The sequence below is a fragment of the Frondihabitans sp. 4ASC-45 genome (assembly GCF_049472575.1).
GTDB lineage: Bacteria > Actinomycetota > Actinomycetes > Actinomycetales > Microbacteriaceae > Frondihabitans.
Map to the genome: position 1 here is coordinate 48,926 of NZ_JBCEBN010000013.1, position 19,992 is coordinate 68,917.

General features: G+C 69.1%; 20 protein-coding genes. 6 read left to right on the forward strand and 14 right to left on the reverse strand.

The genetic code is table 11. From position 1 onward, the window contains the following. Window positions 1-199 precede the first annotated feature (199 nt). Complete coding sequence (locus tag VH571_RS15855; RefSeq protein ID WP_055964510.1) at window positions 200-385, reverse strand: hypothetical protein; 186 nt, start codon at window positions 383-385, stop codon at window positions 200-202. Window positions 386-417: 32 nt separating this feature from the next. Then, complete coding sequence (locus VH571_RS15860) at window positions 418-1,530, reverse strand: substrate-binding domain-containing protein (protein ID WP_423265374.1); 1,113 nt, start codon at window positions 1,528-1,530, stop codon at window positions 418-420. 253 nt (window positions 1,531-1,783) lie between these two features. Between VH571_RS15860 and VH571_RS15865 the strand changes: the two genes are divergently transcribed. From VH571_RS15865 to VH571_RS15885, 5 genes are read left to right on the forward strand one after another with little or no spacing between them, the layout of a single operon-like run. Next, window positions 1,784-2,947 (forward strand): extracellular solute-binding protein, encoded by a 1,164-nt coding sequence (locus tag VH571_RS15865; protein ID WP_423265375.1) that lies wholly within the window; start codon window positions 1,784-1,786, stop codon window positions 2,945-2,947. Further along, window positions 2,944-3,894, forward strand: a complete 951-nt coding sequence (locus VH571_RS15870) for an ABC transporter permease (RefSeq protein ID WP_423265376.1) — start codon at window positions 2,944-2,946, stop codon at window positions 3,892-3,894. Before VH571_RS15865 ends, VH571_RS15870 begins: the two co-directional genes overlap by 4 nt. After that, window positions 3,894-4,709, forward strand: coding sequence for an ABC transporter permease (locus VH571_RS15875; RefSeq protein ID WP_055964499.1), 816 nt, complete (start codon window positions 3,894-3,896; stop codon window positions 4,707-4,709). Before VH571_RS15870 ends, VH571_RS15875 begins: the two co-directional genes overlap by 1 nt. Window positions 4,710-4,719: 10 nt before the next feature. After that, window positions 4,720-5,859 (forward strand): ABC transporter ATP-binding protein, encoded by a 1,140-nt coding sequence (locus VH571_RS15880; protein ID WP_423265377.1) that lies wholly within the window; start codon window positions 4,720-4,722, stop codon window positions 5,857-5,859. Next, window positions 5,856-7,391 carry an inositol monophosphatase family protein gene (locus VH571_RS15885; protein WP_423265378.1) on the forward strand — a complete coding sequence of 512 codons (1,536 nt, stop codon included), beginning with the start codon at window positions 5,856-5,858 and terminating at the stop codon, window positions 7,389-7,391. Before VH571_RS15880 ends, VH571_RS15885 begins: the two co-directional genes overlap by 4 nt. Before the next feature lie 6 nt (window positions 7,392-7,397). Here VH571_RS15885 and lysS read toward each other — a convergent pair whose 3' ends face one another. The 12 genes from lysS to tilS form a co-directional block, all read right to left on the reverse strand. Beyond that, window positions 7,398-8,891 carry a lysine--tRNA ligase gene (lysS, locus tag VH571_RS15890; RefSeq protein WP_423265379.1) on the reverse strand — a complete coding sequence of 498 codons (1,494 nt, stop codon included), beginning with the start codon at window positions 8,889-8,891 and terminating at the stop codon, window positions 7,398-7,400. Between the two features lie 17 nt (window positions 8,892-8,908). Further along, window positions 8,909-9,661, reverse strand: coding sequence for a Rossmann-like and DUF2520 domain-containing protein (locus VH571_RS15895; RefSeq protein WP_055964494.1), 753 nt, complete (start codon window positions 9,659-9,661; stop codon window positions 8,909-8,911). Beyond that, complete coding sequence (locus tag VH571_RS15900; RefSeq protein ID WP_423265380.1) at window positions 9,658-11,397, reverse strand: PH domain-containing protein; 1,740 nt, start codon at window positions 11,395-11,397, stop codon at window positions 9,658-9,660. Before VH571_RS15900 ends, VH571_RS15895 begins: the two co-directional genes overlap by 4 nt. A 62-nt stretch (window positions 11,398-11,459) precedes the next feature. Beyond that, window positions 11,460-11,942 carry a PH domain-containing protein gene (locus tag VH571_RS15905; RefSeq protein ID WP_055964488.1) on the reverse strand — a complete coding sequence of 161 codons (483 nt, stop codon included), beginning with the start codon at window positions 11,940-11,942 and terminating at the stop codon, window positions 11,460-11,462. A gap of 117 nt (window positions 11,943-12,059) precedes the next feature. After that, complete coding sequence (locus VH571_RS15910) at window positions 12,060-12,251, reverse strand: hypothetical protein (RefSeq protein WP_423265381.1); 192 nt, start codon at window positions 12,249-12,251, stop codon at window positions 12,060-12,062. Window positions 12,252-12,507: 256 nt separating this feature from the next. After that, the gene (locus VH571_RS15915) at window positions 12,508-12,987 is read right to left on the reverse strand and encodes a DUF3180 domain-containing protein (RefSeq protein ID WP_055964484.1); all 480 of its coding nucleotides are present in this window, start codon (window positions 12,985-12,987) and stop codon (window positions 12,508-12,510) included. After that, the gene (gene folK, locus VH571_RS15920) at window positions 12,984-13,535 is read right to left on the reverse strand and encodes a 2-amino-4-hydroxy-6-hydroxymethyldihydropteridine diphosphokinase (RefSeq protein WP_423265382.1); all 552 of its coding nucleotides are present in this window, start codon (window positions 13,533-13,535) and stop codon (window positions 12,984-12,986) included. Before folK ends, VH571_RS15915 begins: the two co-directional genes overlap by 4 nt. Further along, entirely contained in the window at window positions 13,532-13,894 is a 363-nt protein-coding gene (folB, locus tag VH571_RS15925; protein ID WP_423265383.1) for a dihydroneopterin aldolase, read from the reverse strand. The genes folK and folB overlap by 4 nt, the downstream gene beginning before the upstream one ends. Next, window positions 13,887-14,678 (reverse strand): dihydropteroate synthase, encoded by a 792-nt coding sequence (gene folP / locus VH571_RS15930; RefSeq protein ID WP_194601417.1) that lies wholly within the window; start codon window positions 14,676-14,678, stop codon window positions 13,887-13,889. Before folP ends, folB begins: the two co-directional genes overlap by 8 nt. 687 nt (window positions 14,679-15,365) lie before the next feature. Further along, window positions 15,366-17,375, reverse strand: a complete 2,010-nt coding sequence (ftsH, locus tag VH571_RS15935) for an ATP-dependent zinc metalloprotease FtsH (RefSeq protein ID WP_423265384.1) — start codon at window positions 17,373-17,375, stop codon at window positions 15,366-15,368. 230 nt (window positions 17,376-17,605) lie between these two features. After that, on the reverse strand, window positions 17,606-18,157 hold the full coding sequence (gene hpt, locus VH571_RS15940) for a hypoxanthine phosphoribosyltransferase (RefSeq protein ID WP_055964472.1): 552 nt from the start codon (window positions 18,155-18,157) through the stop codon (window positions 17,606-17,608). A 19-nt stretch (window positions 18,158-18,176) separates the two neighbouring features. Continuing rightward, a complete protein-coding gene (gene tilS, locus VH571_RS15945) occupies window positions 18,177-19,289 on the reverse strand; it encodes a tRNA lysidine(34) synthetase TilS (protein ID WP_423265386.1) in 1,113 nt (370 codons plus the stop codon). A 55-nt stretch (window positions 19,290-19,344) separates the two neighbouring features. On the opposite strand from tilS, the gene VH571_RS15950 reads away from it, so the two are divergent. After that, entirely contained in the window at window positions 19,345-19,848 is a 504-nt protein-coding gene (locus VH571_RS15950) for an inorganic diphosphatase (protein ID WP_055964466.1), read from the forward strand. Window positions 19,849-19,992: the final 144 nt, after the last annotated feature.

Here is a 19,992-nt window from a genome sequence, read left to right on the forward strand (position 1 = left end):
CTCTCGCCGATTGGGGGACGCCGGGGGTCACGAAGGTGTCCGGCGCATTTCGTTCGGATGTCCAGAGCCCCGCCCAGAAGGGGGACACCAGGATCCGCGACACCGCCGCTCGACCCACCGTCCGCCCCGCACGACGACACCCCCGCACTCGAGGTGCGGGGGTGTCGGTTGCTGCGGGGGTGTCGTCGCGGAAGCCCGCTTACGCCGCCGGCCGGGCCTCTTCAGCTTCGGCCTTCGCGCGCTCTTCGGCCTCGATAGTGGCGTAGGCCGTTCGCTCGTTCTTGTCGGCGCGGAAGATCGCGCGCATGGCGAACCAGAAGATCAGGCCGACGAGGATTGTCGGGGCGATCGAGAACACGATCCCGCCGACGAGGGAATCAGGCATGCCCCAAGGGTACGGTGCCGAAGCCCGGACGCCTACCGAGCCGAGCGCCCTTCTCTCGACGTCGGCCAAGACGTCGCTACGGGGCCAGCCGTGTCTCCGGCGCGAAAGGAGACGGGCAGCACGACGCCGCCGGGTGAGCCCCCCTGCAGCAACTCGCTCACCAGTCTGCCGGCCACTCGGCCTCGTTCGCGGAGGGGTTGCTCGACGGTCGTCAGGCGTCGGTCGAGCCACGGGAGGTCCGCGCCGTCGAAGCCCGTGATCGTGAGATCCCGGGGTACGTCGAGGCCGCGGGCCGCTGCCGCGCGCAGGGCTCCGGCCGCCAGCAGGTCGTTTTGGGCGAGAAGCGCCGTCGGAGGTCGGGCGACATCGAGGAGACGGGCCGCCGCGGCTTCTCCGGCCTCGAGGTCGCGCCCACCCGCCTCGACTCGCACTGCGTCGGGGAACACTTCGGCCGTGGCGGCGAGGCGACCCCGGATCGTCCGGTTCGCGATCGCCTCCAGTTCGAATGCGATCGGCACGACCTGGCCCGCGGGCGCGGACGCACCGAGACGGGTCGTGCGCATCACCACGCCGACCCCGGTATGCCCGAGCGACCGGACGTGCCGCGCCAGCTCCGCCGCCCCGCGGTCGTCGTCGATGCCGACGAGCACGATGTCATCGGCGTGCGGTCCTTCGATGCCGACCATGGGGATCCTTCGCGCCCGGAGGCCTGGCAGCAGATCGTCGAACTGCTCGCCGCGCGCGAGAAAGACCACAGCATCGACCGGCATCGAGTCGAGGAGGCGCGACGAGCTCGCCCCCGCGCCGATCCGTCCGGGCACGAGCAGCTGGCCGACGTCGAGGGCGTCCAGCTCTTCGCTCAGGCCGTCCATGGTCGCGATCGTCACGGGGCTCTGGAACGCACGTCGGATGCTCTCCGCCACGACCACCCCGACGATGCCCGTTCGTCCACTCTTGAGGGAGCGTGCCACGGGGTTCGGCCCCGCGTAACCGAGCTCGCCGGCGGCCGAGAGGATCCGGGCACGCGTGCGATCCGTGATGGATCCCGTGGTGCGGAACGCGAGGCTGGCGGTAGAGGTCGACACTCCGGCACGGGATGCCACGTCGGCGATCGTGACGGAGGACCGCCGTCTGGTACTCGTCACGCTTCTCCTCGACTGAGCCGGGGTCGGCTCTGGCCGCCCCCGAAATCACTGTAGTGAGAGCCTTCGCCACCGTGGTCCGTGTTCGTGAGCACCACACCGAATCGCAACGTTTCGTTAAGACGGTCGCAACCGCCTCTCCCGAGAATCGAAACGGTGCGATTAGCCCCCCGAGTCGCCCTGAAGGTCGGTTCCCGCAACCTTGCGCGGAGTCCGATCGAACGAACCCCACCCCCAACCGAAGGAAGCCCCTCCCGTGTTCAGACGCCGCTCCATGCTCTCCGTCGCCGCGGCCGCGACCGTCACTCTGGCCCTCGCCGGCTGCGCGCCCACGACAAGCGCCTCCGCTGGGGGCGATTCCCAGTCCGCCGGTGCCAAGGGCACCGTCACCGTCTTCATCTCGGGCGACACCAACATCCAGACCCTCTGGCAGGACGCCCTCATCCCCGCGTTCGAGAAGGCCAACCCGGGAACCACCGTCAAGACCACCCTCGATCTGCACGGCGAACACGACGCGCAGACGCTCGCCAAGCTGGCCAGCGCCACCAAGGCCGGAGACGCCCCGGGGTACGACCTCATCGACTCCGGCTTCATCCAGGCGGCGGGCGACTCCGGGCTCCTGACCAAGGTCAGCAGCACGACGATCCCGAACCTCGCATCCGTCCCGTCGACGACCGTCGCGGCGGGCAAGGGCTACGGCATCCCCTACCGCGCCTCCAGTGTGCTCCTCGCCTACGACTCCACCAAGGTGAGCACCCCACCCAAGACTCTCGACGCGCTCCTGGCCTGGATCAAAGCCAACCCCGGCCAGTTCGCCTACAACTCGCCCTCGACCGGCGGTGCTGGAGGCGCATTCGTGACCACCGTGCTCGACCGGTACCTGTCGGACGCCGACCGCACCACCCTCGAGACGAAGTACGACAAGTCTCTCGAGTCGAAGTGGGACAAGGGCTTCACTACGCTCGCTGCTTTGAACTCCTCCGTGTACCAGAAGGGGGTCTACCCGAACGGAAACCAGCAGGTGATCGATCTGCTCGGGTCGGGCGGCATCTCGATGGCGCCGGTGTGGAGCGACCAGGTCATCTCGGCCCAGGACAGCGGGACCCTGCCCAAGACGATCAAGTACACCCAGATCTCCGACCCCGCCTTCACCGGCAGCCCGTCGTACCTGGGGATCCCGAAGACGTCCACGCACGCGGCGATCGCCGAGAAGCTCGCCGACTATGTCCTCTCCCCCGCGGGCCAGGCTCTGATCGCCTCCAAGATCGCCGGCTACCCCGTGGTCAAGGTGGACGGTCTGAAAGCGTCGACCGTCGCGAAGTTCTCCGGCGCCGACCCGAACAACCTCCGCCCCGGGTACTACAGCGAGACCGCGTCTGACATGAGCAACCTCTGGGATCAGAAGGTCCCCGGCCAGTGACCGCTCTTCGATCCGGCGCAGGTGCGCGGGTCGTCACTCGTCGGCGGGTCTCTTCGGAGTCCCGCCGGCGGGCCCTCGGCCTCACGCTCGCGCTGCCTCCCGTGCTTCTCCTCGCGGTCTTCGTCGGCATTCCGGTGGTCTTGGCGATCGGCTTCAGCCTCGGCCACAACGGCGGCCTGAACTCGACGATCGCCGACATCGGAACAGGCACCCACTCCGCCACGAGCTGGTGGGGCACCGGGCAGGCCTATGTCGACGTCTTCACCGATCCCCGCTTCCTCCGAGATCTCGGGGTCACCGTCTTCGTCACGGTGGTCTCGACGCTCCTCGTGATCGCGACATCGCTCGCCATCGCCCTCAACCTCCGACTCCGAGGCGGGCGTCTGGCCACCGTCTTCGCCGGTCTCGCGGTCGTTCCCCTCTTCATTCCCGTGGTGATCGCCTCCTGGGCCATCCTGACCTTCTACTCGGCCGACGGATTCGTCCGTACGGCCTTCGCCCTGGTGGGGCTGGAGGGGCCAACCTGGGGATACACGACCATCGCCGTGGTGATCGGCTCGGTCTGGACCTCGTTGCCGTTTGCGACACTGATGGCGACCTCGGGGCTCCAGTCGGTGCCGGACGCGATGATCGAGGCGGCAAAGGATGCCGGGGCGTCCACGAGATCGATCGTGACGCGGATCCTGGTGCCCCTGGCCGGTATTCCGCTCGTCATCGCGACGACGTTCACCGCCATCGGGATCCTCGGGCAGTTCACCGTTCCCTACTTCACCGGGCCGAATGCGCCGACCGTGTTGGGAGTCGACATCTCGAAGTACTTCCAGGCCTTCAACCGGCCGCAGGAGTCCGCCGTGATGGCCGTCGTCGTCTTCGCTCTGGCCTCGGGCATCGCGTTCGTCTACGTGCGGGCCAACTTCCGGTCGGCGAAGAAGGAGGGCCGGATCTGATGCGCGCCTCCCTGTTCGGCCGGCGCGCCACGTCTCTGGTGTTGTTCGCCCTCGTGGCGGTCTTCATCCTGGGCCCGCTGCTGTGGCTGGCCGCTCACGCCTTCGCCACCTCGTGGACGTACCCCAGCCTTCTTCCCGAAGGGCTCACGTTCCACTGGTGGTCGGTCGTGTTCAGCGACCCCCAGCTCGCGGCCTCCGTCAAGAACTCCCTCTACTTCTCACCGCTCACCGTTCTCGTCTCCGCGATCGTGTGCCTGCCCGCCGCCTACGCGTTCTCTCGCTTCGAGTTCCCCGGCAGACGCGTCTTCCTGATCGGTCTCTTCGCGACCAACGCCTTCCCGAAGATGGGCCTCTTCGTCTCGATGGCGTCGCTCTTCTACGGCCTCCACCTCATGAACACGATCGCCGGCATCGTGATCGTGCAGTTCATCGGCACGGTCGTGTTCATGACCTGGATTCCGGCGGCGGCCTTCTCCTCCGTGCCGAGGGCGCTCGAGGAGGCCTCGCGCGATGCGGGAGCCGGAGCGTTCCAGACCTTCCTGCGCGTCACGCTGCCGCTCGCTCTTCCCGGGATCCTCGTCGCGCTCCTCATGTCGTTCCTCGCCTCGTTCGACGAGGCGCAGGGCACGTATCTCGTGGGCGCCCCGGTGTTCATGACGATGCCGACCGAGATGTACTCCCTGGTGCTCAACTACCCCAAGCAGGTGGCGGCCGTGTTCGCGATCCTGCTGTCGATCCCCTCCGTCGCCCTGCTTCTCGTCGCCCGCAAATACATCCTCGGCGGACGCTTGGCCGAGGGCTTCCAGATCCGATAGGTGCCTCACCATGACCCTCGAAACCTCCCGCCACACACTTCCCGTCGCCCCGCTCGGGGCCGCGTCCCCTTCGGCAGATCACCGGGCGGGCCTCGTCGTCTCCGGTCTGACGAAGTCGCTCGGCGGACGCACCATCGTCGACTCCTTCGACCTCCGTCTGCGACCGGGCGAGCTCGTCACCCTGCTCGGCCCGTCCGGCTGCGGCAAGACGACGACCCTCCGCATGATCGCCGGGTTCCTCGCGCCCGACAGCGGAACCGTCACGATCGACGGCCGCGTCGTGACCGACCTCGGCCCCGAGAAGCGACCGAGCGCGATGGTGTTCCAGAACTACGCCCTGTGGCCTCACCTGACCGTCTTCAAGAACGTCGCCTTCCCCCTCACGGTCAAGCGTCTGCCGAAGGCCGAGGTGATGGCACGAGTCATGAACGCGCTCGAGACGGTCGGCCTCACCCACCACGCGCAGTCCCGGCCGGCGCACATCTCCGGAGGCGAGCAGCAGCGCGCCGCCCTGGCACGCGCGATCGTGCAGGAACCCGGCCTGCTGCTGCTCGACGAGCCCCTTTCGAACCTCGACGCCCAGCTGCGCGTGCGGGTTCGAGAAGAGATCCGCGAGATCCAGCAGCGCCTCGCGATCACGACGGTGATGGTCACTCACGACCAGGAGGAGGCCCTGGCCATCTCGGATCGGGTGGCCGTGATGAACGGGGGCCGCGTCGAGCAGGTCGACGCCCCGTCGGCGGTCTACGCCACCCCCGCGACGTCGTTCGTCGCGTCGTTCATCGGAAGCATGAACGTTCTCACGAGCGCCGAACTCGATCGGGTGCGGCACGGCCGGGCCGAGGCCGCCGGGCCCTTCGAGACCGGCGGGCCCTTCGCCGCCGGCGAGCCCTTCGACGCCGAAGGCGAGACGTGGGCGGTGCGCCCCGAGCACGTCGTGTTTCGGCCAGCGCCGGGCGGTCCGATCGAGGTCCGCCGGATCCTGCCCCACGGCCACTTCACCGAGGTCGTCCTCGACGCCGGCGGTCTCGAGCTGAGAGCCGTCGTGACCGGCGAAGCCCCGCGCGAGGGCGATCGCGGCGACGTCACCCTGACCCGGGTGCAGCACTACCGCGACGGGCTCCTCACGGCGAGCGGAGAAGCCCGATGACCCTGGTCGCAGCGCACCGCGGTGACTCCTCCCGCTATCGCGAGAACACGATTGCCGCCATCCGCTCGGCGCTGGCGGCCGGTGCCGACATCGTCGAGATCGACGTCCGCCTGACCGCCGACGGCGACGTCGCGCTCCTCCACGACGCGACCCTGGAGCGGCTCTGGGGTGACCATCGGGCCCTCTGCGAGGTCTCGACCGACGCCGTTCGCGGCTTCGGCGGGGGCGACCTCCGGATCCCGTTCCTCGACGAGGTCCTGCCCCTGTTCGACGGGTCGGAGACCGCCCTCCTCATCGACATGGACTCCGACGTGCCGGCGCCGGCCGCGCACCGGGTCGTCGCCCGGCACGCCGGCTCCGCCCGCATCGCCTGGTGCGGCGACATCGACGCCATGCGACTCCTCCGCGGCCTCGACCCCGACGCCGAGATCTGGATGCCCTGGTCACGTTCGACGCCTCCGACCGCGAACGATCTGGAAGAGCTCCGGCCCGCCGTGGTCAACCTCCCCCACCTCGTCGTCGGCGCGGCGCTGGTGACGGCGGTCCATCGTCTCGGTGCCCGCGTCTCGTGCTGGACCGTCGACGACGCGGTCCAGGCCCGGCGTCTCCGGGCGATCGGCGTCGACTCGATCACGACCAACGACCTGACGAGGATCCGACAGGAGGTCACCGGCGAACTCATCCCCCTCTCTCCCGCCGATGAGCGCCGCCGTCACCGCCTCGTCGCGCGCGAGCTCGCCGAGTGGGCCGTCGACTACGTCCGGACGCACGCGATCATCCGCGTCGACACGAAGGCCAACCCGGCCGACCACGTGACCGAGGTCGATCGGTCGATCGAACTCGGCGTCCGCGAGATCATCGGCGCCCAGTTCGAGGATCACGTCTTCATCGGCGAGGAGTTCGGAGGAGCGGAGGCCGACGGGGCGCCCTGCTGGTACCTCGACCCCGTGGACGGTACGGCGAATCTCGCCAACGGAGTGCCATGGACGAGCTTCTCGCTCGCCCTCGTCGAAGACGGCGTGCCCGTCGTCGGCGTGGTCGCCGACCCGTGGAGAGACCTCGTGGTCGAGGCGGCCGCCGGCGAGGGCGCCTGGTCAGCCGGGCGGCAGCTCGATCTCGGCTCCGCCCCCAGCTCGTCGCCCGCCTCCTCCGACCCTCTCCGTGGCGCCATCGTCTCGACCGAACTGGCCGGGCACCGACCGTGGCCGGGGCTCATCCGGCTCGTCGACGAGCTCGCCGCCCACTTCTGCACGACCCGCATCATGGGCTCGGGAACACTCACCGTCGCCGGGATCGCCCTCGGCTACGGGACGGCCTCGGTGATCGGATCCTTCGGTCCCGTCGACCACCTGGCGGCCTGCCTCATCGTGCGGGAGGCGGGCGGTGTCGTCCTCGACGAAGACGGGCGCGACACACTCTTCCCGGCCCGGGGCGGCGTGCTCGCCGCCCGCGATCGGGCCTCCGCCGAGGCGCTGTTCGCGCTGTGGAGCAACGCCACCGCCTGGGCCTCCTACGACCCGATCGGAGTGTGAGGGCCGCTACTTGACGAGCGGGAAGAGGATCGTCTCACGAATGCCGAGCCCGGTGATCGCCATGAGCAGACGGTCGACGCCCATGCCCATGCCACCCGTCGGCGGCATGCCGTGCTCCAACGCCTTCAAGAAGTCTTCGTCGAGGCGCATGGCCTCGACGTCGCCGCGGGCGGCGAGCTGCGCCTGCTCCACGAAGCGCTCGCGCTGCACGACGGGATCGACCAGCTCGGAGTAGCCGGTCGCGAGCTCGAAGCCGCGGACGTAGAGGTCCCACTTCTCGACGACGCCCGGCTTGCTGCGGTGCGCGCGCACGAGCGGCGAGGTGTCGAGCGGGAAGTCCATCACGAAGGTGGGGCGCTCGAGCGCACCCTTGACGAAGTGCTCCCAGAGCTCTTCGACGAGCTTGCCGTGGGTCTCTTGGGCGACGCTGATGCCGAGGTCGGAGGCCATGGCCTGCAGCTCGGGCAACGGGGTGTCGACGGTGATGCGGGTGCCGGCGGCCTCGCTGAGCGATTCGTACATCGAGATGCGATCCCAGTCGCCCCCGAGGTCGAACTCGGTGCCGTCTGCCCAGGTGACCACGTGGGATCCTGCGACCGCGAAAGCGGCCTTCTGAATCATCTCTTGCGTGAGGTCGGCGATCTGGCTGTAGTCGCCGTACGCCTGGTACGCCTCGACCATCGCGAACTCGGGCGAGTGCGTCGAGTCGGCGCCCTCGTTGCGGAAGTTGCGGTTGATCTCGAAGACGCGCTCGATGCCGCCGACGGCCGCGCGCTTGAGGTAGAGCTCGGGCGCGATGCGCAGGTACAGCTCGGTGTCGAAGGCGTTCGAGTGCGTGGCGAAGGGCCGGGCCGAGGCGCCGCCGTGCATCGTCTGCAGCATTGGGGTCTCGACCTCGAGGAACTCGTGCTCGTCGAACGTGGCGCGGAGCGACTTCATCACGGCCGCACGAGTGCGAACCGTGGCGCGCGCCTGCTCGCGGACGATGAGGTCGAGGTAGCGGCTACGGACGCGCGTCTCTTCGCTCAGCTCGGAGTGGAGGTTCGGCAGCGGCAGGATCGACTTCGAGGCGATCTGCCACTCTTTGACCAGCACGGAGAGCTCGCCCCGACGCGACGAGATGACTTCACCCGACACGAAGACGTGGTCGCCCAGGTCGACCATGGCCTTCCAGCGCGCGAGCGACTCGTCGCCGACCTCGGCCAGCGACACCATCACCTGGATTCGTTCGCCGTCGCCCGACTGCAGGGCCGCGAAGCAGAGCTTGCCGCCGATACGGAAGTGCACGATGCGCCCCGCGAGACCCACGATGTCGCCGGTGGCGGTGTCGGTCTCGATCTCGGAGTATTGCGCGCGGACGGCCGGGATCGTGGTGGTGACCGGCACGGCGACCGGGTAGGCGCCCTCGCCGGATTCGATCAGGCGCAGGCGCTTCTCGAGGCGGACGGCCTTCTGCTCGAAGACCTCGTCTTCTGTCAGGTCGGCAGGCGCGTCGGTCATCGCTCGAACTCCAAAGATCAGGTGAGGGGGCCGTCGTCGTCGAAAGACGGCATCTCGATGGTACCGGGGCCGAGCGACCCGTCGGCCGTGCCCAGCGCGCGGTCCATCGCGGATCGCACGAGCGGGGCGATGACCCGACCGGGTTCGTCGAGTCCGAGCTCGCGGAGGATGCCGACCGACTGCGACACGATCGCGGCCGAGAAGGTCGTCGCCGTCTCGACGGCTTCGGCGTACTTCGCCCGGTCGGCGTCGGCGACGACGACCGGCTCAGCGCCCATCTCGACCACGAGCGCCTGCCCGATCGGCAGCACCGGGCCCGGAGCCGTGACGGCGCAGTAGGCCTCGCGCAACCGGACGAGGTCGATCGTGGTGCCGGTGAACTGGAGGGCGGGGTGGATGGCAATCGGGATCGCGCCCGCGGCCCTCGCCGGGTCGAGCACGGAGAGACCGTGCCCGGGCGACGTGTGCACCACGAGCTGACCGGCCTGCCAGGCCTTGGTCGCGGCGAGCCCCGAGACGAGGTCGTCGAGCTGGTCGTCGGGCACGGCGAGAAGCACGAGCTCGCTCCGCTCGACGATGTCTTGCACCGACAGGATCGGTACGCCGGGCAGGATCGCGTCAGCGCGGTCGCGGCTCGCCTCCGACACGGCCGAGATGCCGACGATGGCGTGCCCGGCTGCGGCGAGCGCGGCTCCGAGGATCGGCCCGACGTGGCCGGCACCGACGATTCCGACACCCAGTCGCCCCGAGGGTCGGTCGGCCGGGCTCACGAGGTCTCTCCGTCGACACGGCGGAACGAAGGATCCGGCGCCGGCCACTGCTGACCCGAGGTACTGGGCGCATCCCCGACCCCCTCCAGCCACCGGTGCGTCTGGTCGGCTCGAGCCGCGCCCACGGCGTGTGCCGCCGACGTGTCGAAGAACTCGGCCGCCTGCGCCTGGTCGAGCGCGCCGATGCTCGCGGTGATCGGGCCCTGCACGGTGTGGAACTGCAGGGCGGCCAACCCGAGTCGGCGCAGAAGGGGCCCCTGTGTGATTCCTACGCTCTGCACGCGCGGCAGCGGAACGACGATCAGTTGACGCCAGATCGCCCCCTTGCGCAGCAGCACGGCACCCGGGGCCTCGCGGAAGCCGTTGCGGCGCCACGAGAACCAGCGGAGCACGGCGGCCCGGCGGGGCGAGTTGGTGAAGCCCCCCTCGTCGCCGCTCGATGTCATGCCCGCCTCGATGAGCGACAGCGTCTCGGACGACTTCTCGACCGCCAGCTCGGGCTGCGCCGCGACGACGTCTTCGGCGGTCGTGTGCCCGGCGGCGAGCGCCTCGGCCGCGTCCGCGTCGGCTGCCGACAGCCCGACGAGCTGCGGCAGGATCAACTCGAGCACGCGCGTGACGTCTTCCTTGCTGCCCACGGGCAGGATCGTCGTGTTGGCCTGGTTGTCTGCGCCCTTGGTCGACGAGTGCGAGGCACGGTTGATCTTGACCTCCCACCAGCCGAACGGCCGCCAGGCGAGGGGCTGACTCAGGCGGATGGAGTGCACCCGGCCGGGCGGCAGCGTCTCGTTGCTCGTCGAGAGCAGACCCCAGCCGATCCGGATCCCGTCGGGTGTGGAGGCGATCGAGTAGCGCAGTGACTTCACCACACGACGCGAGTAGTAGCTGAACGACCCGAGGAGCGTCGGGAAGAACACGAAGAGCAGGAAGTACTCGCCCGTCGTGACGATGCTGACCACGACGGCCACGATGATCGCCACCAGAAAGAGCGTGAAGCCGCTGAGTACGGCCGAGCCGATCAGGCGCCCGAGGTGCATCCGCACGACCGAGCGCGGTTCGGTCTCTCCTTCGCCGAGCGGCTCGGCGAGGAACTCGTTGAGTCGTTTCTCGAGCACCCCGCTCGCACCGGCCGCCTGCGCGATGCGCGGCTGCGCTCTCCCCGCTGCTTCGCGCTCCGACTCCGCACGACCACTGGCCCTCCGCAGGATCTCGGACCGCACCTCTTCGGCCGACGCCGAGCGGAGGTAGGCGAGCGGCACGTTCGCGTCGTTGCCCGCCTGGTTGATCTCGAGCTTCGCCGCCCCGAAGATCCGGGCGAACAGCTGCCGCTGCACGTTGATGCCCTGGATGCGGTCGAGGCGAGCCCGACGGTTGGTGCGGAAGAAGACTCCGCTCCGGACTTCGACGGTGTCGGCGGTGACCCGGAAGGTGTTCATCCGCCACGAGACGTAGAAGATCGCGACGATCACGACGAGCAGGGCGACGATGCCCAGCACGACGAAGAGGAGGAGCCCGTGGTCGACGGCATACCCGACCGGATCGTCGCTCTGGCCACCGCGCCGGCCGTCGGGCCCGGGCAGGAAGAGCTCGACGAGCTGCTCCCGTGCGCTGTTCAGGAAGATACCGATGATGACGATGAGCGCTAGGCCGCCCTTGAGCAGCGGGGTCGCCGGGTGCAGCCGGTGCCATTCGCCGTCGGTGAAGTCGATGGCGGGCGCGGCGGGCTTGGCCGACACTCCGGGCTTGGCCGGCGGCCGCGGGGGCTCCGGCGGGTGTTCCGGCCCGGGCGTCCAGCCGCTCACAGGCCGGCCCGCCGCGTCTCGGCCAGCTCGACGAGCTTGTCGCGCAGCCGATCGGCCTCGGCGGCGGGAACCCCCGGGATCGTCACGGCGGACGCCGCGGCGGCGGTGACGAACTTGAGGTCGCTCAGGCCGAGAGCGCGCACGACCGGCCCGCGGTTGACGTCGATCAGCTGCATGCGGCCGTAGGGCACGGCGACGAAGCGCAAGAAGAAGATGCCGCGGCGCACGAGCAGGTCGTCGTCGCGCAACTGGTAGCCGATCGATCGGACTCGGCGCGGCGTGAAGGCGACCAGGAGGATCGTGACCACAAGGATCCCGGCCGTCAGCGCATAGCCCCACCACTGGCCCGTGAACCACGTGAATGCCGACACCCCCGCCAGCACGAGGCCGCTCAGCGCGTAGCTCGCCATCTCGGGCCACTTGTATTTCGGCGAGATGCGGGTCCAGCTGGCACCGTCGAGGTCGAGTCGGTCGGTCACTGGGGGCTCCTGAGGTCGTGGCTGCTCTGCCTATGATCGGCGGTCGTCGTCGGACTGCCGCCCAGTCTGGCAGGCTACCTGACCCTCCGGCCTTCTCCCCCTGGGGCCTCGGCGCTATTAGCGGTGTCGTCGCTCGCGAAGGTACGTGAAAACCCCTGTGGCAGCAGAGAGCACCGCGAGCATGTAGCCGAAGGTCCAGGTAAAGGCCGCGTCCGTCTGCCGACCCACGAAGAAGAGTCCGATCCCGACAGCTATCGCCACGACGAGAACACCGTAAGCACGCCGAGAGGTCTGCGTCGATTTCTTCATGAACTCACTAGCCCTTTACTGTCGCCCAAACACCCTGAAGCGCAATGACCCCGGCTGAGGTCACCACCGCACAAGTGAAGCTATTCGCTGAGCACCACCTCTGCAGGGAGCGGTATCCGCTCTTGATTCTCTTTCGGAGATCAGCAAAGGTCTTGACGCGCCTGTTATCCGTCACGGCGATGTACTTGCAGCAACATATCAGAATGTCATGTATCTGGTTTTGAGAATGACCGTTTGTGGCCAGGCGAGCTCCTGCCTAGAACCGCGCCTGCTGCGGCTGCCCCTTGTCGGAGTCGCCGTCCTCGGGCGGGATCGAGCACATGTGCTCGGCGACGAGTCCGGCCACGAGCAGCACCACTCCCCCGACGACGCCGATGACGGTCGGCACGAGCGAACTCGCGGGAACACTGACGCCGCGGGTCAGCATGTAGATCAGCATGCCGCCGACGAAACCGCCGAACAGCGCGCCCGAGAGGCTCGACGCCTTGGCGATGAGCACGACCCGGGTCGCGTAGTAGGCGTCGATGCGCTCTTTCGTGCGGCCCCGAGCCACGCGGAAGACCGGCACGGCCAGCGAGATGACGATGGCCGCGATCGCCAGCAGCACGAGGCCGAGCGTGATCGACGGAACCGCCACCGGGCGCTGCGTCGAGGCGAGAACGGCATTGAAAACGAAGCCTGCCGCGAGGGCGACCACGAGGAAGGCGACGACGGTGGAAGGGCTCGTGCGCTTCATGGGGTGACTCCGGTGTGGTAGTCGGCGAGGTCGGCGTCGAGGCGAGCGGCCCCGGCAACGCGAGACACCGGGTCGGAGAGCTGCGCGAGGAGGGGGGCGATCGGGCCGGATCCTGGGAGCGCCGCTTCGGGGTCGACCTGCAGCCAGGGCTCGAGCACGAACGAGCGTTCGGCGGCTCGGGGGTGCGGCAGTGTGAGCCGATCGGTGTCGAGCACGACGTCGTCGTAGGCGATGAGGTCGAGGTCGAGGGTGCGGTCTCCCCAGCGTTCGACGCGGAGCCGGCCCTCGTCGTTCTCGATGCGGTTCAGCTGGTCGAGGAGCGCCTCGGGCTCGAGCGTCGTCGCGAGCAGCACGACGCCGTTGAGGTAGGCCGGCTTGCTCTCGTCGAGCCCGTCGACGGTAAGGGCGACGCTCTCGATGGGAACGGAGGCGGCTACGACCTCGATTTCGGGGGTGGCTCGTAACGCGCTCACGGCACGGCGCAGCGTGGCGTCGCGATGGCCGAGGTTCGACCCGAGAGCGACCACCGCCTTCGACGGGGGCCTCACGCGCGGCTCCGCTCGATCGTGATCGAGACGTCAGTGAACGGCACCGTGATCGGCGCTCCCGGCTTATGCACGGTCACCGTGGTGCGCAGGGCTGCTCGGTGAGACAGGACGGTCGCCGCGATGCGCTCGGCGAGCGTCTCGATCAGGTCGACCGGCTCGTGCTCGATGTCGTGCACGATGTGCTCGGCAAGGACTCCGTAGTGAACGGTCTGGTCGAGGGCGTCGCCCGACGAGGCGGCCGTCGCGTCGATCTCGACGACGACGTCGACGACGAACTCTTGGCCGTCGGCCCGCTCGAAGTCGAAGACGCCGTGGTGCCCGGTCGCGCGGACACCGGTGAGGGTGAGTCGGTCAGGCACGAGAGCCTTTCTGCCAGGCGTCCCACACGTCGAGGGCGGCGCGGGTGGATGCGACATCGTGCACTCGCACGCCCCAGGCGCCGGCCTGAGCGCTGAGCGCTGAGATGACGGCGGTGGCGGGGTCGCGTTCGCCGACGCCCGCCTCTTCGGGCAGGAGTGCCCCCAGGAACCGTTTGCGCGAGGCCGCGACCAGAACCGGCAGTCCGATCTCGGAGAGCTCGGCGAGATGCCCGAGGAGCTGCCAGTTGTGCTCGGCGCGCTTCGCGAAGCCGAGCCCCGGGTCGATCACGAGGCGATCCGGGTCAACGCCCTGCACGACGAGCTCGGCGACCCGCTGGAACAGCTCCGCCTTGACCTCGGCGACCGCGTCGCCGTAGACCGCGCGGGAGTTCATGGTGTCGCTGTGGCCGCGCCAGTGCATGGCGATGTACGTCGCGTCGGTGTCGACCACGACCTGGGCCATGTTCGGGTCGGCGAGGCCGCCCGAGACGTCGTTGACGATGTCGGCACCCGCCTCGACGGCGGCGAAGGCGGTCGCGGCGTTCATGGTGTCGATGCTGATGCGGAATCCGAGCGCGGCGAGCTCGCGGATGACGGGGATCACGCGCCGTTGCTCTTCGTGCACCTCGACGCGAGCTGCCCCGGGCCTGGTCGACTCGCCGCCCACGTCGATGATGTCGGCACCGTCGGCCACCAGCGAGCGGGCGTGCGCGATCGCGTCGTCGTATCGGGCATACCGGCCGCCGTCGCTGAACGAGTCGAGCGTCACGTTGAGGATGCCCATCACGAGCGTGCGTGCCGGAGGGGCATCAGCGACGGCGGGCGCGGCCACGGGGCCGGCGCGACGGACGACGGCGATGGCGCGGGTCGCGACGTCGTCAGCCGCCGCCGTCGGCGAGGGGGTGGCAGGCGGGAGCGCAGGATCCTGGTGGTCGCCCACCGACGAGACCTGCGGGGCGCGACTCGGCTCGGCGCCCGGCAGAGCGAGGGGTTCGACGAACAGCCCGCCCGCGATCAGTCGGCGGCCCGGGGTCGCCGCCCGATCGTCGGGAACGCTCTGCTGAACCGCCCCCTCGATCGTCGCCGGGGGCTTGACGGCGTCGGCCTCGCGACGGCCGCGGGCCACGCGGCGCAGGGCCTCGCCCTGAGCGGCGACCGTCGCCCGGTCGGCGGCCAGCTTTTCGGCGGCCACCGCCTCGGGGGCGACCACGGGGTTGGCACGTCGGCCGCTCGAGCGGGGCGCCGGGGGCGGTGATGCCTCGGGCGCCGGGCTTGCGGGGCGGTCCGATCGACGAGTGTCGCTCTGAGGCCAGGTGGCGCCGGGGTACCGCTTCGCACCACGCGGCCGCAGCCACGTCTGCTCGATCTCGGGGTGGAGATCGGGCGACGTGGCTGCGGTGGGGTCGAGGTCACTCGTGGGAGCGCGATGCGCTCTCCGAATCGTCTCGTCGGGGGTGGGCTCGGTCACGGCCTAGGCGGGAGCGATGCCGGGGGTGGTGCGGGGCGGGCGCTTACGAAGCGAGGGCTTGGACTCGGGCTCGGAATCGACGCCGCCGTCGACGGCTCCGGCATCGACCGGGATGCGCGACGGGATCTGGATCGCAGGCAGGTTCGACGACGGACGCTTCGAGCTCGAGAGCCACTCGGGGCGCTCCGGGAGCTTCTTGACGTCTTTGAAGATGTCGGCGAGCTCGTCGTGGTCGAGCGTCTCTTTCTCGAGAAGCAGCGCAGCGAGGCGGTCGAGGATGTCGCGGTTGTCGTTGATCACGGCCCAGGCCTCGTCGTGCGCCTGCTCGAGCAGGAGTCGCACCTCGGTGTCGACCGTCTCGGCGATCTTCTCCGAGTAGTCGCGGTCGCTGCCGTCGCGGCCCATCATCATCTCGCCGGAGCCGTTGCCCAGCTTCACCGAGCCGACCTTCGAGCTCATGCCGTACTCGGTGACCATCTTGCGAGCCGTCGAGGTGGCTTTCTCGATGTCGTTCGACGCACCCGTGGTCGGGTCGTGGAAGACGATCTCTTCAGCGACGCGACCGCCCATGGCGTAGGCGAGCTGGTCGAGCAGCTCGTTGCGCGTGACGCTGTACTTGTCTTCGAGCGGGAGCACCATCGTGTAACCGAGGGCACGGCCACGGGGAAGGATCGTGATCTTCGTCACCGGGTCGGTGTGGCGCATCGCGGCGGCTGCCAGAGCGTGGCCACCCTCGTGGTACGCCGTGATGAGCTTCTCGCTGTCTTTCATGACGCGGCTCCGTCGCTGCGGGCCGGCCATGACTCGGTCGACGGCCTCGTCGAGGGCGCGGTTGTCGATCAGTTGCGCGTTGCTGCGAGCCGTGAGCAGCGCGGCCTCGTTCAGCACGTTGGCGAGATCGGCACCGGTGAAGCCCGGCGTCTTGCGAGCGAGCACCTCGAGGTTGACGCTGGCCGAGAGCGGCTTGCCCTTGCCGTGCACCTCGAGGATCTGCTTGCGGCCCTGGAGTCCGGGTGCGTCGACACCGATCTGACGGTCGAAGCGGCCCGGGCGCAGGAGCGCGGGGTCGAGCACGTCGGGGCGGTTCGTCGCGGCGATCAGAATCACGTTGGTCTTGACGTCGAAGCCGTCCATCTCGACCAGGAGCTGGTTGAGGGTCTGCTCGCGCTCGTCGTTACCGCCGCCGATACCGGCGCCGCGGTGGCGACCGACGGCGTCGATCTCGTCGATGAAGATGATGGCCGGGCTGTTCTGCTTCGCCTGCTCGAACAGGTCGCGGACGCGGCTGGCGCCGACACCGACGAACATCTCGACGAAGTCAGAACCGGAGATCGAGAAGAACGGCACGCCGGCCTCGCCCGCGACGGCGCGAGCGAGGAGGGTCTTGCCGGTGCCGGGAGGGCCGTAGAGCAGGACGCCCTTCGGGATCCGCGCGCCGACGGCCTGGAACTTCGCGGGCTCCTTGAGGAAGTCTTTGATCTCTTCGAGCTCCTCGATCGCCTCGTCGGCGCCCGCCACGTCACCGAAGGTGACCTGCGGGGTCTCCTTGTTGTTGAGCTTCGCGCGCGACTTGCCGAACTGCATGACCTTGCTTCCGCCGCCCTGCATGCTCGACAGGAGGAACCAGAAGATCACGCCGATCAGCAGGAACGGCAGGAGGATGCCGAGCAGAGACAGGAGCGGGTTCGACTGGGAGACGACGTCGTCGTAGCCCTTGTTGTCGCTCGAGCCGGAGTATTTGGCGTCGGAGACGGCCTGGACCACTTCGGAACCGCGGTCGGTCGCGTAGTAGAACTGCGCCGTCGACTTGTCGTTGAGAGTCAGGTCGACGCGTTGCTCGTTGCTGTAGATCTGGGCCGAGGCGACCTTGCCACCGGACAGGTCGGCGAGACCCTCCTGGGTGGTGATCTTGGTGGTGCCGCCGGCGTTGATGACGCTCCAGCCGATGCCGATGCCAACCAGGGCGATGATGACATACAGCCAGGGGCCGCGAAGTAAGCGCTTGAAGTCCATAGAGATCCGGGGGGCGCCCGACACCTTTCTGCAGGAAAGAACGTGAGTTGTAGGCTACCTCGCCGTTCCTTGCCATCGGATGGGTGTTCGCCGTAGGCCTAATAGGCGCCCGCCGTGAGTGGCGTAATGCCGTGCGCGATGCGGAGCATACGCGCGTCGCGGGTCGCAGCAGCGGATGACCGAGGCTTGTCCGAGGTCCGCTGCCGCGACCCGCGTCGCGCCAAAAAGATTCAGCTGTAGACGTGGGGGGCGAGGATGCCGATCGCCCGAAGGTTCCGGTATCGCTCGTCGAAGTCGAGGCCGTAGCCGACCACGAACTCGTTCGGAATCTCGAAGCCCGCGTACTTCACGTCGACCTCGACCTTGGCCGCTTCCGGCTTGCGCAGGAGCGCGAAGATCTCGACGCTCGCCGCTCCGCGACCGCGGAGGTTGGCGAGCAGCCACGACAGCGTGAGCCCGGAGTCGATGATGTCTTCGACGATGATGACGTCTCGCCCGTGCAGGTCGGCGTCGAGGTCTTTCAAGATGCGCACCACGCCTGACGACTTGGTGCCAGAGCCGTACGACGAGACGGCCATCCAGTCCATCGTCGCCGGAATGCGCAGTTCGCGAGCGAAGTCGGCCATGACCATGACGGCGCCCTTCAGCACGCCGACAAGCAGCGGGTCGCGCCCCTGGTAGTCGTGCTCGACCTGGCGCGCCACCTCGGCGATCTTCGCGAGGATCTGCTCCTCCGTGTAGAGGATCGAGGTGAGGTCGCCCTCGATGTCGCTGGTCTCCATGAGGAACGGTGCTTTCGTGTCAGGGGTGGTTCTGGCGGTCCGCGGCGGCCTCGAAATGCAGGACTCCACCGCTCCTCACCACTGTAATGCCCGGCAGCGAGACGGGACCCTGGCCGTGCCAGTCGGTGACCAGGCGCGCCACCTCGAGGGTCTGGGCCCGACTCAGGGTCACGTCGAACTCGCTCGAGACGGCGAGCCGGATCAGTCGCTGCCGCAGCGCCGCCGGGTTCGCCCGCAGCCCCGAGACGCTCAGCGAGATACCCGCCTCGGCGTGGTCGGCCAGGTCTTCCGCCTGCTCCTCGGCCATGTGGTCGAGGGCCGCACTGTCTTCGCGGAGCTGATCGGCCGTCCGCGTCAGAGCCTCGGCGACACCCGGCCCCAGCTCCCGCTCCAGCAGCGGCAGCACGGTGGTGCGAATGCGCACGCGAGAGAACGCAGGATCCGAGTTGTGCGGGTCGATCCACGGGGACAGCCCCGAATCCGCGCAGAAGGCCTCGGTCGACTCGCGTCGCAGACCGAGCAGCGGGCGCGCATACAGTCCGGCGCGAGGCTCCATGCCCTGGAGGCTCAGCGGCCCCGATCCCCGAGCCAGCCCGAGCAGCACCGTCTCGGCCTGATCGTCGAGCGTGTGGCCGACCAGCACTGCACGCGAGCCCGTCTCCCGCGCGACCTCGGCGAGCGCCGCGTACCGCGCCGTGCGCGCCGCGGCCTCGGGCCCACCCTCGGTACCGACGACCACGCGCCGCACGATCACGGGTGACAGCCCGAGCGCTTCCGCCTGGGCTGCGGCCGCGGCGGCCACCTCGGCGGAACCGGCCTGGAGGCCGTGGTCGATCACGACCGCACCCGCGCGCAGACCTCCGTCAAGGGTCGACAGGCCGCCGCCCGCGCCGCGCTCCTTCGACGTGGAGCCGACGCGCGGCGCCTCGAACGCCGTAGCGGCCGCGAGGGCGAGCGAATCGGGGCCGCCGCTGAGAGCGACGAGCACATCGGCCGAGGCGCCGGTTGTTGCTGGCGCGGCCGACGGATCCTTCGGTTCGGATCTGGGGCCGGTGGCGATCTCGGCGAGCGCCTCACGGACGGCACGGCGGACATCGGCGATAGCGGGAGTCAGGCGAGGTCGGGACGGCACCTTGTAACGTTATTGCAGGCGTGCCATCGCCTTCCCCACTTATCTAGGAGCAGCCATGACCGCGTATGACGTCGTCGTCGAAATCCCCAAAGGATCCCGCAACAAGTACGAGGTAGACCACGAGACCGGTCGTGTCTACCTCGACCGCGTGCTCTTCACCGCGTTCGTCTACCCGACCGACTACGGCTACTTCGAGAACACGCTCGGCCTCGACGGCGACCCCGTCGACGCGCTCGTGCTGCTCGAGTACCCCGTGTTCCCGGGCGTCGGCGTCTCGGTGCGTCCCGTCGGCGTGTTCAACATGAGCGACGAGGCCGGCTCGGACGCGAAGGTGCTCGTCGTGCCCGCGAAAGACCCGCGCTGGGCGCACATCCAAGACATCGACGACGTGCCGGAGCAGACGCGCGCCGAGATCGCGCACTTCTTCGAGCGCTACAAAGACCTCGAGCCCAACAAGTGGGTCAAGGCCGACGGCTGGGGCGATGCGGCTGAGGCCGAGGCCATCGTCGAGGCCGGTTTCAAGAAGTACGAAGAAGAGGGCGCCGGCTCGGGTCACTAGACCCTTGGGCTCGGCCCTAGCCCGCACGATCGGCACAGACCCGCACGATCGGCGTAGACACCTGCCCTAGGGCTGGTGTTTATGCCGGGCGTGCGGGTTTTGCCATGCTGGGCGCGGCGAGGGGGGGGGGGGGGGGGGGGGCGG

Excerpts from the sequence above, each read along its gene's own strand:
- VH571_RS15855 (WP_055964510.1), bottom strand. The coding sequence starts at position 385 with ATGCCTGATTCCCTCGTCGGCGGGATCGTGTTCTCGATCGCCCCGACA.
- VH571_RS15875 (WP_055964499.1), top strand. The coding sequence starts at position 3,894 with ATGCGCGCCTCCCTGTTCGGCCGGCGCGCCACGTCTCTGGTGTTGTTC.
- VH571_RS15880 (WP_423265377.1), top strand. The coding sequence starts at position 4,720 with ATGACCCTCGAAACCTCCCGCCACACACTTCCCGTCGCCCCGCTCGGG.
- VH571_RS15885 (WP_423265378.1), top strand. The coding sequence starts at position 5,856 with ATGACCCTGGTCGCAGCGCACCGCGGTGACTCCTCCCGCTATCGCGAG.
- lysS (WP_423265379.1), bottom strand. The coding sequence starts at position 8,891 with ATGACCGACGCGCCTGCCGACCTGACAGAAGACGAGGTCTTCGAGCAG.
- VH571_RS15910 (WP_423265381.1), bottom strand. The coding sequence starts at position 12,251 with ATGAAGAAATCGACGCAGACCTCTCGGCGTGCTTACGGTGTTCTCGTC.
- VH571_RS15915 (WP_055964484.1), bottom strand. The coding sequence starts at position 12,987 with ATGAAGCGCACGAGCCCTTCCACCGTCGTCGCCTTCCTCGTGGTCGCC.
- folP (WP_194601417.1), bottom strand. The coding sequence starts at position 14,678 with ATGGGCATCCTCAACGTGACGCTCGACTCGTTCAGCGACGGCGGCCGG.
- ftsH (WP_423265384.1), bottom strand. The coding sequence starts at position 17,375 with ATGGACTTCAAGCGCTTACTTCGCGGCCCCTGGCTGTATGTCATCATC.
- hpt (WP_055964472.1), bottom strand. The coding sequence starts at position 18,157 with ATGGAGACCAGCGACATCGAGGGCGACCTCACCTCGATCCTCTACACG.
- VH571_RS15950 (WP_055964466.1), top strand. The coding sequence starts at position 19,345 with ATGACCGCGTATGACGTCGTCGTCGAAATCCCCAAAGGATCCCGCAAC.